The organism is Hoeflea sp. IMCC20628 (genome assembly GCF_001011155.1).
Lineage (GTDB): Bacteria > Pseudomonadota > Alphaproteobacteria > Rhizobiales > Rhizobiaceae > Hoeflea.
This window is the reverse complement of record NZ_CP011479.1, coordinates 71,197-83,874: the sequence shown is the minus strand read 5'-3', so window position 1 is coordinate 83,874 and position 12,678 is coordinate 71,197. Positions and strand designations below refer to the sequence as shown.

Genomic DNA, 12,678 nt, shown 5'->3' with positions numbered 1-12,678 from the left:
CGGTACTGGCGCGGCCGGGGCACCGATCCAATCGGACGGGTCAGCCGAGGCCTGGAAAAGCACGGCACAGACAGTTGCCAAGCACCGCCTGAGTCAGAACGCAGCCGTGTAAATCGCCAAGGCATCTGCTTCGGTCACCGGGCGCGGATTGTTGACCAGCAAACGCGTCTGGTTCATCGCATCCTTGGCGAGTTTCGGCAGCCAGTCCTCGGTGATCTTCATGTCACGCAAGGTCTGCGGCAATCCGCAATCGGATGAAAGGGCAGCAAGCCTGTCGCAAAATGCAGCAACCCGCTCCTGCCCGTCAAACGAAGCCAGGTCTGGAAACAAATGCGGCGCGAGATCAACATAGGCTTGATGGGCGGTGACCGCGTTGAAGCGCAACACATGCGGCAGCACCAGCGCATTGGACAGCCCATGCGGAATATGGAAATGCCCGCCCAGCGGATAGGCCAGCGCATGAACTGCCGCCACCGGCGAGTTGGCAAAAGCCTGCCCGGCCAGCATCGAACCTAGCAACATGTCCGCCCGGGCATCGGCGTCATCGCCATTTTGCACTGCCCTCAAGAGCGCCGGGCCCATCAGCTTCAGCGCCTGGATGGCAAGCATGCGTGACAGCGGATTGTTGTTGGCGCTGGCAGAGGCATAGGCCTCGATCGCATGCACCATGGCATCGATGCCCGTGGCTGCAGTCACGTGCGACGGCAAGCCATAGGTGAGCTCCGGATCAAGAAGCGCAATATCAGGCAGAAGCACGGGCGAGACGACGGCCATTTTCTGCGAAGCTCCCGTGGTGACGATCGAAATCGGCGTCACTTCCGACCCGGTTCCCGACGTTGTCGGTACCAGAATCAGCGGCAGCCGTGGTCCCTTGGCATTCCCGACACCATAGACCGATTTCAGCTCTTCCTTGCCAGCAGCCAGCAACGCCACCAGCTTGGCCACATCGAGGGAGGAACCGCCGCCAAGCCCGATCACCCCGCCGACATCGGCCAAATGGGCGATCTCGGCCGCGGTCTGGATCACGGCTTCCGGAGGGTCGGCCTGAACTTCTGAAAACAGGGTCACCTCTATTCCGGCGGCTTTGAGAATTGTCACCGCCCGATCGACGATACCCGTGGCCATCATTCCTGGATCGGTGACGAGGAACACTCGCGAGCCTATAAGTGCCAGAGCCAGTTCACCCAGCCTGGCAAGCGAACCGGCTCCGAACTGGATGCTCTTGGTGGTATTGAAAACAAACGGAGACATCAGGCAATTTCCTCCAGGATTATCTGTCGGCTTCAGTATCGTTTCTGAGCATAGCCAAATGCCTTCCCGTCGACCACAGACTTGGGCGAGAACCTCAGACTCAAACAGAAAACAAGGAGTTCAAGGCAGGTCGGTGTGCGGCGCTCCCCAACCAAGGGCACCGCACAATTCAAAAAGGAACGGCAGCTCGCCCGATCAGGTCAGTCTAATAAGTAGCCCGGCCGCCCGACAGATCGAATGCCGAACCGGTGGTGAAAGAGTTTTCGACAGAGGCCATCCACATGATCATGCTGGTGATTTCGTCGACCGTGACAAACCGGCCGCGCGGAATTTTGGACAGCATGTAGGCGATGAACTCTTCGCTCATCTGGTCGAGAATCCGGGTCTGGGCAGTTGCGGGTGTGACGCAATTGACGGCAATATCTTGCCCTGCCAATTCTTTGCCCAGCGATTTTGTCAAGGCAATCACCGCCGCCTTTGAGGCCGAGTAGGCCGAGGCGTTGGGGTTGCCCTCCTTGCCGGCGACCGACGCAACATTGACGATCCTGCCGAAATTGCGCGCCATCATGCCTGGCACCACGGCTTTGCAGCACAAAAACGTGCCGTCGACATTGACCTGCTGCACCTTGCGCCACATCTCCAAGGGATATTCGGCCAGCGTGCTCGTCGGTCCGGCGATGCCGGCGCTGTTGACGAGGATGTCAATCTTGCCGAACTCCTTTTCGGTGTGTGCCAATGCAGCGCCCACACTGTCTGCATCGCTGACATCGACCTGAACCAATATCCGGCTCGCCTCGGCAATTGCAGTAATCTTCGCTTCCGGCGTAGCAATATCCATGTCCCATATCGCCACACGGGCACCGGATCTGGCCATCCGCTCAGCTACAGCAGCACCGATGCCATTGGCGCCTCCGGTAACAACCGCAACCTTGCCTGAATAATCATAGCTGTTCATTTCGTCATTTCCTTTATGTGGGTCACAACCGCGCGTCGTTCACCGGGCAGCAATGGTTCAGACAGGCTTGTAAGCGATGGCTTCGATCTCAACCAGGATGTCAATCATCAGCCGCGATTCAGCAGTCGAGCGGGCCGGCGGGTCTTGCTTGAAAAATGGCGCATAGGCGGCATTGAATTCCGCAAAGTCCTCAGCCTGCTTCAGCCAGACAGTAGTCTTGACCACATCGGAAAGTTCGCAGCCGGCCAGTGCCAGCGCTGCGGAGATGTTCTCAAGCACCTTGGTGGTCTGCGCACCGACTCCGCCGTCAATGATTTTGCCATTGCCGTCAACCGGAACCTGGCCCGACACATAGACGAAATCACCCGCCCTGACCGCAGGAGAGAGCGGCACGTGAGAAGTTCCGAAACACTGTTTTTTTGTCATCGTGAAGCCTTATCGTTTCTGGGTTTGTGCAGTGAGCTTAACGCCAGCGATGGCGGCATGTGGCCTTGATTGAAGATTGCCTCGGCTCAGCCGGATTTGCCGCGGGCGTCAACCGGCAATGTGCCGAGAAGCTGTCCGCCTGCGACGACATAGAGCCTGTCAAACAAATTGGTGACGACACAGGTGTGGTTGGGCAGCACATGAATGCGGTCGCCCACATCGGGCTGCACCGCACAGGCCGACACGTCGAGCAAACCATGCTCCTCGTTGAGCTGATAGAGCTTTGCTTCGGGGTGTTCGAGTACCAGCCCGTAGCCATCAAGCCCGAGCAGATCGCTGGTCAACGCCTTGGAGCCGGCGTCAATAATGGCGCGGTCAGCGGTGGGGCGGCTGACCACGGTCGCCAGCACTGTCATGGCGCACTGATCAAGTGTAGCGGCGCCATGAGCAAGCAGGGCCCGGTCATTGTAGATATAGGTCCCCGCGCGATATTCAGTCACCGGTTCCAGCCCCTCATCGGACCACATGTCCGGGCTGCCACCGGATGTCACCACGGGGACCTGAAGCCCGGCTGATCGACATGCGCTGATCGCAGCTTGCAAGGCTTCCTGTGACTCTAGCCGTTTGCCTGCGGCCGGATAGGTCATCAGGCCGCCAAACTGTACGCCTTCAGTGCCAGAAATGCGCTGCGCAAGAGCGGAAACGGCAGACGGATCGGCAATCCCGCAGCGGGCACCGCCGGTGTCACACTCGACAAGCACGGTTATCGACGCACCGGCATTGCGTGCGGCCTGGGCAACGGCGTCAACCACCGCGTCGCTGTCGGCGACCACGGCAAGTTTTGTGCGCGCCGCCACCGCGCCAAGCCGCTCGAGCTTGGCAGCACCCAGCACATTGGTCGTTAATAGGATGTCGGTGATACCACCATCGGCCATCACTTCCGCCTCGCCCACCGTTTGCACGGTGATGCCACAAGCACCAAGCTGAAGCTGCCGCATGGCCCAGGCCACACTCCGGTGGGTCTTGATATGCGGACGGTTGGCAATGCCCAGGTCATCGCACCGCTGCTGCCAGCGCACGAGGTTAGCGTCAGCGATACCCGCATCAATCAGCACGGCGGGTGTTTCCAGTGTGTCGAGAGTACGGTCCAATGATTCGAGTTGGTTTTGCAATATTTCAGGCAATCCTGTCACTGCGTTCTCCTTTCGCTGGCTGGCGCTGGCCCGGCATGGTTGGCGATGGCCGCCTGGACCGCACCCGTTACCTTTGCAGGGTCAGTTGCCGAACCAGCCTTCTTTCAGATAGCGCATGTATTCGAACACCATGCCGTGCTTGCGTACAAAAACAACCTCGAGGAAATCGCCAACAATGAAAGGCTCAATCAGGATTTCGGCTCCCTCAAGGTAAGGTGCCAGTTCGGTGACCCGGTAGGCGACATGCGGATTGTCGCGCACCGCTGCCGGCACGGTGCTGTCCTCACGATAGCGCAGGAACTCGATGTGCTCCGGATGGTTGCGCGGATTGGTCACCCAGATCTTGCTCGCTTCCACCCAGTCCTCATCGGGCTGCGGCTCGGTGGTGGTGATGCCGACATGGTCGAAAACATATTCCAGCATCAGCCGATCCTCACGACATTGCCGGTCCGAGCGGATTCCTCGGCCGCAAGCGTGGCTTCCAGAGCCGCAGTCGCATCCTCGGGCGTGCCGATGGTCACTTCCTTGCCGTCCAGTGCACAGGAGGCAAAATAGGTGAACTCGTCACGCAGCGCTCCGCCACGCACCCCTTCGAACATCGGCCAATAGGTGGTGTCCGGAGAATGAAGCCTGTCTCCGTCGACAATGCCGAGATTGGGGAACGTATCCTGGACGTGAATGATGCCTTCGGTGCCGATGATCGACATGCGCTCGTCGATATCAAAGGGGGTCTTTTCCGGCATGCACCAAACCGTCTCCAGCGTGGCGCTGGCGCCATCGGCGAAACGGTACATTGTCTGCCCTATATCGGGATGCTTGAGCCCGCGCACATCAACAGTCTGGGCATAGGCCGAGACGATGCGCTGGCCGGTGAACCACAGCATGATGTCGGTGTCGTGGATGGCATCGCCGACAATCGGACCGATCTTTTCGAGAATGGTCGGCGTCCATGCAGCCGGAATGTTGCGCCGTGATGACAACGCCACGATCTTGCCGATACGACCCTCGTCGATGGCCTGCTTGGCCATTCGGTAGCGCGGATTGAAGCGAACGATGTGGCCAATATAGAGAATGCCCTTGGCGCCTTTCGATGCCTCGGTGATCGCCCGCCCGTCTTCGACGGTGGATGCAATCGGCTTTTCAAGAAACACATGCTTGCCGGCCTTCAGCGCGGCAATTGCAGGCTCGCGATGCTGGTCCCACATGGTGCAGATCGACACTGCGTCTATGTCGGGATCTGCCAGCATGTCATGGTAATCGCGGTAGAGCTTCTTGACGCCAAACTTCGTGCCCATCTCCGCAAGCCTTTCGGGCGTGCGTGTGCACAGCGCCGCCAGTTCCAGATTGGCAACACCGGCAATGGTCTCCGCATGAATCTCGCCAAACCAGCCAAGACCGATTATCCCAATTCGCAAACGATCCATGATTGTCTCCCTCTAGAATTCTTCGAGTGTCAGTTCACGCGTCATGACGATATTTCCGGCGGTCAGCCCGCAATCGACTGGGATGGCCACGCCGGTGACGGCGCTGGCGGCATCGGAAGCCAGAAAGGCGATCACTTTGGCGACCTCGTCGGGCTCGACAATGCGGCCGAGCGGATACCAGCGTTCCAGCTGTTTCAGCACGTCGGGATCCTTGGCTTTGCGATCGTCCCAGATCGGCGTGCGAACGGTTCCGGGCAGCACGCAATTGGCGCGGATACCGTAGCGGCCATATTCCATGGCGATTGCCTTGGTCATGGCAATAATGCCGGCCTTGGCGGCGCTATAGGCAGGATCGCCCAGCGCCGACAGACCGTTCACCGAACCAACGCTGACGATGCAGCCGGCGCGCCGTTCCATCATCTGCGGCAGCACCGCGTGAGTGCAGGCGTAGGCGCCGTTGAGATTGGCAGCGATGTCCTCGTTCCAGCCGGCCGGGTCGGTGGATCTGAGGGTTGAATGGCGCGAAATACCGGCATTGTTGATGAGAACATGCACCTCGCCGAAGCTGGCGAAGGCCGCCTTGACCTGGTCGGCCGAGGCAATATCGGCAACCGCCGGGATGACCTTGATACCGTCCTTGCCGAGCGCATCGACGAGATCATGGACATGCTCGTTGCGGTCGAGGGCTGCGATGGTCGCCCCTTCCGCACCGAAGAAGCGGCAGAGCCATTGGCCAATGCCGCCGGCAGCACCGGTAATGGCGACAGTCTTGCCCTCAAATGGCCGGGTCATGGCGCGCCTCGCAAAGCATCGCCGATCCAGCCGAGATTGGCCCGGCGCAGATGGCCCCAATTGTAAAACGCCAGTTCCTCGACGCCACCCTCGCGAAGCGCTTCGACGGCGGCGATGAACTCCGCCCTGTCGGCAATATCGGGGTGCGATGGACGCAAGATCCCCCGTAGCGTGCCGGTGCCCTTCAAGCGCCGGCGGATGTCGAACAGATCCGCCCGTATCCGCTCGGCACTCGGCTCGTAAAAACACGCCTCGATGATACCCGTCGTTTCAGCCAATGCGTGAAGATCGCTGCCCTCGTACCACGCCCCGGCAGTCGGCCGCGCCACCGACGGAATGACCGCGACTGTGGCATCCTCCCGGACCGCTGCGCGGATTTCAGCAACCAGCGATGTGACAACGCCGTTGCGAAAATCGAGATAACGGCGAAGATCACCATCAGCCGCAATATCAGCCCGCCAGAACGCCTCTGCCATGTCGGTCGGATAATCTATGTCACTGTCGAGATAGGCTTCCACGTCACTGGCGACTTCCGCCTTGAATCGGTTTGCGTCGATACCGGCTTTTTGCGCGCCTGCGACACAGTGCTTGCAGAAACACAGACCAAGCATGTTTTCGAGCCACGGGTTGGATTTCATCAACGCGAATTCATGGTGAAAACCATGGGCGTAGGGCGCAAAGCCGGGTGACTCCATGGAGATGCCGCTGACCGGATAGCTTTCGGTCACGTCACGGGCGAGGCCGATGGCATAGGCCCGCGCTTCGGGTGCCGAGGGGCAGAGATTGTAGTAATAGGGGTCGCCGAAGGCGTTGCGCACCACAGACTGCGGATTGGCCATCCCGAGCGGGGTGTTGTGCAGCAGCACCAGCCATGCATTGACCGCCATACCGCTTTTCTCGACCAGTTCGCCAAGCATATCGCGTTCACCGAGCATGCTGTTGGCGACAGGTTTGATTGCGCCATAGCGTGATGGATCGGCGTTGAAATAAACCGTGCCGTCTTCGGGAAAGAACACCTTGCCGGCCTTGCCATGCGGACGCATGAACTTGCCGGCATGATAGCTGCCGGCCATCGTTACCGTGTCGAGGCCGAGACCACGAAATTCATCGGCAGCAGCCGCTACCCCGGTTTCCGCAAGGTCCCAGGCATAGGTGTAAATCGCCTTGTAGCTCATTGCGCAGCCTCCTCCTTGAGGTGATCGTGCCCGCAGTGGCTGCCCAATGTGAACGGCTCCTCGAAAGGCCGCCGGCCAATCTCCATAGACTTGCCGTCCAGAAAAACCGAGACAGGCTGCAACAGGGAGACACCCTGGCGCCTGGCGCCGACGACATCCTCAAAAACATAATTGCTTTCGACCTGGCGGAGCACCGTGATATCGGCCGGTGCACCGACGCCGAGATGCCCCAGTTCCGGTCGCCGTATCGCCAGCGCCGGCCGGCTCGTCGACATGCCGATCACATCTGGCAGCGTCAGCCCGCAATTGAGCAGTTTGCTCATCGTGTGCAGCAGATCGAAGCCGGGCCCCTCAACTGCAATGACATGGACATCGGAGGAAATCAGATCCGGCAAAAAGCCATCCTCAAGAGCCCGTTCGGTCGTTTCATAGCCAAAAGCCCCCATACCATGGGCGATATCGAACAACACGCCACGTTCACGTGCCGCGCAGACTTCGGGGATCACCTTTCCGTCACGGCCGACAGCGGAGTTGGGATCGGGCCGGAAACAATGGGTCAGAATATCGCCAGGACGCAGCATTGAGATGACATCACCATAGCTGGGTGGCGCCGTGCCTATGTGAGTCATCAGCGGAAGTCCGACGGCTTCTGCAGCTTCGAGCGCCACTTCCAGTGCGCCAAGACCGAGATCCCCTGTTACCGGACCGCCGATGCGTACCTTGACGCCGACTATGCGGTCGCGGTTGGCCTCGATCTTGGCAACACAGCGGTCGACCGGAAGCATTTCGCGGATGCGTGCTTCCCCGATCGACACCCCTTTGTCGAAACCGAAAATGCCTGGAAACGAAATATTGAGAAACGCGAAGATCCGGTAAGGAGACTGGTTCATCACATAATCGCGAAAGCCGTCATAATTACCGGCCCCGGCACTGCCGGCATCAACCATGGTGGTCAGTGCGGAACGCCGCGCGATCATTCCCGGATCGACGCTCAGCGATGTCGCCTTGTGATAAACATGAGTGTGGATGTCGATAAGACCGGGAGCGACGATGCACCCGCTGACGTCTTCCACCCGGGCAGAACCGGGCGAAAGCGATACGCCGACTGCCGCGATTTTGCCCGCCTTGATGGCGACATCGAACACCCCGTCGACGCCATTGCGCTCATCGAGAACGCGGCCGCCCTTCAAGACGAGATCGTAGCCTTCGCCGGCTGCCGACTGACTCATTGAAGTTCTCCAGTTGGTTTAGGTTCTGCGTGGGCATTCCGTTTCGACGACCTGCCCACGCCTGTGGTCGCGGACCGGATCAGTCCAGCTCAACCACGCGCTTTTCGTTGATCGACTGCTCGGCAGCCAGCACGATGCGCAGGCTGTTGACCGCCGCATCCATCGAGTCGCCAAGGTCGATGTCTTCCTGGATCGCCTTGAGGAAAAACTCCTGCTCGCGATCACAGAGATCCTGATGTCCAGGCTCATCGGTCATTGTCAGAATTTCGTCCTCACGGGCGAAGTTCTTGTCCGCGTCAACCTCTGCATGGTGGTAGCGGATAGCATCGGTCTTGGTATGCTGATCGATATCGGCCGAATCCGACAGATTTTCCTTGGTCTGCTTGGGGTTTGGAACGATCGAAACTGCGCCCTTGGGGCCGACGACATCCTTCACGAAATAGGCGACTTCGCTCATCATCGGACCCCAGCCGGCCTCGTACCACCCGACCGACCCATCGTCGAAAGTGACATGCAGATGCCCGTAGTTCGGCTTGTCGGCTTCGGCCCAGAGGCTGGCGCCGATGCCATGCACGCGCACCGGCTTGGCGCCCGTGAGCTGGCACATCACATCGACATAATGAACGCCGCAATCGACAATCGGAATCAGGCTGTCGATCAGGTTTTTGTGCCAGGTCCATGCCGGACCGCTGCTCTGCTGGTTGAGGTTGAGCCGCATGACCAACGGCTTGCCCAGCGTCTTGCCGAGCTCGATGAATTTCATCCAGCTTGGGTGAACGCGGAGAATGTAGCCCAGGACCAATTTCCTGTTCTTTTCGCGTGCCAGCTTCACCACCGCCCTGGCATCGGCGATGTTGGTGGCAATGGGTTTTTCCATGAATACATGGGCGCCGGCATTCATCGCCTTGATGGCGAATTCGGCATGCGTATTCGGCCAGGAGTTGATGGAGACTGCATCCGGCTTGGCGAGCTTCAACGCCTCGTCATAATCCTCATAAAGCGGATAGCCCTTGAGTTCGTCCGGCACCGCCTTCGACTTGATCGTGCGGCTCATCAGCCCGACGATCTCGAAGCCCGGGTTGCGATGATAAGCGCTCGCATGCGAAGCGCCCATGTTGCCCAGACCGACAACCAATACCTTGACCTTTTCAGGCATGAAGCCCTCCCCTTAAACAGTTTGATCGATGGCGGGCGGCAAGTGCGCCGCCCGCGCTAGATTGGGATGCCTTGACGGTCAGCCCTTGACGGCCTGATCGTAGAGATGCGCCTTGACATTTTCGACGTCGATCGCGGCAAACTCGTCGCTGAGCTTGTAGCCATCGGCATCGGCCTGAACCTTGGCCTTGTCGAAGTCGTTGGCGGCAGGGATCAGTTCATTGGTGCACACATCCGCGGCCTTCACCGGATTGGAGATCTGCCCAAGTTCATGAATCTGGTCGAAGAAGGTCTGCCAGGCTTCCATGTTGTGATCGCCCCAGCCGGTACGCTTGCTCATATCGCCACGGAACACAGCGATCTGCTGCAGGATCGAGTTCGTGCCAAGTTCCGGCCCGATATTGCTGGCAAGCGATGGGAACTGTTCGAACACGATCTCGACTGCAGCGCGTGGGTTGAGATACGCGAACTCGAGACCCATGGCCCAACCGCGCAGGTATTTCTCAAGGAACGCCTTCTTGTCCGGATCTTCCAGATCGTCAGCGCGGACAACGAATGTGTTGGCAAACAGCGGTGATTTCTGCACGCCGAGCCAATATTCGAAGTCCAGCCCGGTGGCGATCCATTCCGCCCGCAGGCCTTCCCAGCCAAGCGCCGCATCGCCCTCGCCTGCCTTCAACGCTGTGGCCCAGGTTGGCCAGCCTGCTTCGACATATTTGACCTTGGTGACATCGACGCCCTGCACAGCAAGCATCGGATCGACGATTGACTGCCAGGCCGCCGAGCCGAGAAGGATGGTCTTGCCTTCAAGCGTTTTGAGATCATTGGTGCCCTCGCCCTTGCGGAAGGCAAGGCTGAAAGTGTCGAGCGCGCCCATATGGAAGGCGGACTTGAGTTTCATGCCATTTTCGAGCGCATAGGAAAACACGCCGGGCGAAGGGAAGCCGATATCAGCCTGACCGACATCGACAAACTTGACGGTCGCGGTGCCATCCGACGGACCGGGCTGAAAATCGGCTTCGACTCCGAGATCGTCGAAGTAGCCCATCTTCTTGGCGACATGGTAGGCATAGTCGTCGATCACTTCGATAGTGCCGCGTGGCGAAATCCAGGTGAACTTGGAATAGGGCTCCGCACGCGCGCCGGATGCGCCAAGCACCGAGACGCTGACCACGCCTGCGGCGGAGACCTGAAGGAAAGTGCGGCGGCCCATGCTGCCGGACAAGAAGTTCTTATTCATAACCTATTCCCCTTTTTATGTTGAAGCGTTCCGATAGTTCTTTCCTGGTGCCAGTTCCTCCCGACAACAGGACCTAGGTCAGGCCTCCCAGCTGGCGTACTTCTTCCCGAGAAGGAAAAAGAGCACGTAGATGAGGATGCCCAAAATGGAGAGGATCAAGACCACCGCAAAGAATTGCGGCATCATGATCATCGATGAATAGGACGTCAGTCGATTGCCGAGACCAAAGCCACCGCCGACCATTTCGGCGCCCACTGCAGTCAAGAGACCGAAGATCGAGCCGACCATGAGACCGACAAAAATCATCGGCAGAGCCATGGGCGCACGAATTTTCCAGAAGATCTGCAAGGTGGTGGCACCATAGGACCGGGCCAGTGCGATCTTGCCCTGATCAACGCGGCGAAACCCGGTCGCTGCATTGATCATCACCATAGGACCGGAGGCCAGCGCCACGGCGATGATGCGCGGCTCGTATCCAAATCCAAAACGCAAGATCAGAAGCGGGACCAGCGCCAGCATCGGCGTTGTCACCAGAAGCAGGATGTAGGGCGTGACGATTTTCTCGACGAACGGAAACTGGGTGATCACAGCCGCAAGGATCAGACCGACAGTCGCACCTATGGCAAACCCGCCAAACAATTCGATCAGCGTGTGGCCGAGATGCGGGGCGATCAACGGAAAATCCTTGACAAGCGCCACGGCAATTTCGCTCGGTTTGGGCAGCACATATTGCGGCACCTCCAGCAGTCCCAACAGCAACTCCATTCCGCCAATAACGATCACGGCGACGGCTATCACCGCAAAGATCTCGCCGGCGGACTTGACGCCGGGGCCCGAGGTGAGTGCCGACATGTTGGTAATGCCAACATCGCTGCCGCTTCCCGGCTTGGCATTGAATTCAGGGATTGCGTCTTTCTCGCTCACATCGTCCTCACTGGGCTGCTGTCTGGACTGGTTGGGACGACGCGACAGCGCGGTCCGCCGGGTAGCGGCTCTGCTGGTTCCCGACGATCTCCTGCTTGATGGCGTTGGTAAGGTCAAAAACCTCCTTGGTCGCCATGATCTCCATCGACCGCGGCCTGGCAAACGGCACCGTGTGTATATTGGCCACCCGACCCGGCCGCGGACTCATCACCACAACGCGATCTGAAAGAAAGATTGCCTCATCAATGGAATGGGTGATCAGCACGATGGTCGTCTTGGTATCGAGCCAGATCTCTTCCACCAGCCGGTTCATTTCCTCGCGGGTGAATGAATCGAGAGCACCGAATGGCTCGTCCATCAAAAGCACCGAGGGTTTGAACGACAAAGCCCTGACCAGCGCCGCGCGCTGCTGCATGCCGCCCGAGAGTTCCCCCGGGAAGCGATTGCCAAAACCTTCGAGTCCGACGCGATTGAGCAATTCATCAATCCAGATCCGGTCTGGCTTGATACCCTTGATCTCGAACGGAAAATTGATATTGGCATCAAGATTGCGCCACGGCAGCAGATTGGCATTCTGAAAAACCATACTGATGTCAGGATTGGGGCCGGTAACCGGCTCTCCGTCAAGCAGCACCTCGCCGGCGCTCAGACCGTGAAGACCCGACATCGACCATAGCAACGTGGTCTTGCCGCAGCCCGACGGGCCGACGATCGAAACGATCTCGCCTTCCATGACATCGAGAGAGCAGCGGTCTATTGCCAGCAGGTCGCCCGACCGGGTGTTGTACACCTTGGTGGCGCCCTTAACCTCGAGTTTTGGGTGCATGGAATGCTTGACAGTCATTGTCCCTCACACGTCTTGGCCTGTCCCGCAGTCGACGAAATCTGGATTTCCGCTGCAGCAATGGGAGTTT

13 protein-coding genes are annotated in these 12,678 nt (G+C 59.0%); all 13 read right to left on the bottom strand.

Annotated elements, in window-relative coordinates:
* Window positions 1–93: 93 nt before the first annotated feature.
* Entirely contained in the window at window positions 94–1,251 is a 1,158-nt protein-coding gene (locus IMCC20628_RS00445) for an iron-containing alcohol dehydrogenase (RefSeq protein ID WP_047028561.1), read from the bottom strand.
* 205 nt (window positions 1,252–1,456) lie between these two features.
* Complete coding sequence (locus IMCC20628_RS00440; RefSeq protein ID WP_047028560.1) at window positions 1,457–2,206, bottom strand: SDR family NAD(P)-dependent oxidoreductase; 750 nt, start codon at window positions 2,204–2,206, stop codon at window positions 1,457–1,459.
* 57 nt (window positions 2,207–2,263) lie between these two features.
* Entirely contained in the window at window positions 2,264–2,632 is a 369-nt protein-coding gene (locus IMCC20628_RS00435) for a RidA family protein (RefSeq protein ID WP_047028559.1), read from the bottom strand.
* Between the two features lie 86 nt (window positions 2,633–2,718).
* Window positions 2,719–3,825, bottom strand: coding sequence for an alanine racemase (locus IMCC20628_RS00430; RefSeq protein WP_245307843.1), 1,107 nt, complete (start codon window positions 3,823–3,825; stop codon window positions 2,719–2,721).
* Between the two features lie 81 nt (window positions 3,826–3,906).
* Window positions 3,907–4,248 (bottom strand): hypothetical protein, encoded by a 342-nt coding sequence (locus IMCC20628_RS00425; RefSeq protein WP_047028558.1) that lies wholly within the window; start codon window positions 4,246–4,248, stop codon window positions 3,907–3,909.
* A complete protein-coding gene (locus tag IMCC20628_RS00420; RefSeq protein WP_047028557.1) occupies window positions 4,248–5,249 on the bottom strand; it encodes a Gfo/Idh/MocA family oxidoreductase in 1,002 nt (333 codons plus the stop codon). The genes IMCC20628_RS00425 and IMCC20628_RS00420 overlap by 1 nt, the downstream gene beginning before the upstream one ends.
* A 12-nt stretch (window positions 5,250–5,261) precedes the next feature.
* Window positions 5,262–6,041, bottom strand: coding sequence for an SDR family oxidoreductase (locus IMCC20628_RS00415; protein ID WP_047028556.1), 780 nt, complete (start codon window positions 6,039–6,041; stop codon window positions 5,262–5,264).
* Window positions 6,038–7,216 carry a hypothetical protein gene (locus IMCC20628_RS00410; protein ID WP_047028555.1) on the bottom strand — a complete coding sequence of 393 codons (1,179 nt, stop codon included), beginning with the start codon at window positions 7,214–7,216 and terminating at the stop codon, window positions 6,038–6,040. The genes IMCC20628_RS00415 and IMCC20628_RS00410 overlap by 4 nt, the downstream gene beginning before the upstream one ends.
* A complete protein-coding gene (locus IMCC20628_RS00405) occupies window positions 7,213–8,445 on the bottom strand; it encodes an amidohydrolase/deacetylase family metallohydrolase (RefSeq protein WP_047028554.1) in 1,233 nt (410 codons plus the stop codon). The genes IMCC20628_RS00410 and IMCC20628_RS00405 overlap by 4 nt, the downstream gene beginning before the upstream one ends.
* Window positions 8,446–8,524: 79 nt before the next feature.
* Window positions 8,525–9,601 carry a Gfo/Idh/MocA family oxidoreductase gene (locus tag IMCC20628_RS00400; protein WP_047028553.1) on the bottom strand — a complete coding sequence of 359 codons (1,077 nt, stop codon included), beginning with the start codon at window positions 9,599–9,601 and terminating at the stop codon, window positions 8,525–8,527.
* 78 nt (window positions 9,602–9,679) lie between these two features.
* Window positions 9,680–10,840 (bottom strand): ABC transporter substrate-binding protein, encoded by a 1,161-nt coding sequence (locus IMCC20628_RS00395; RefSeq protein WP_047028552.1) that lies wholly within the window; start codon window positions 10,838–10,840, stop codon window positions 9,680–9,682.
* A gap of 78 nt (window positions 10,841–10,918) precedes the next feature.
* Window positions 10,919–11,764, bottom strand: a complete 846-nt coding sequence (locus IMCC20628_RS00390) for an ABC transporter permease (protein ID WP_047028551.1) — start codon at window positions 11,762–11,764, stop codon at window positions 10,919–10,921.
* Between the two features lie 7 nt (window positions 11,765–11,771).
* Complete coding sequence (locus IMCC20628_RS00385) at window positions 11,772–12,608, bottom strand: ABC transporter ATP-binding protein (protein WP_047028550.1); 837 nt, start codon at window positions 12,606–12,608, stop codon at window positions 11,772–11,774.
* Between the last annotated feature and the right edge of the window lie 70 nt (window positions 12,609–12,678).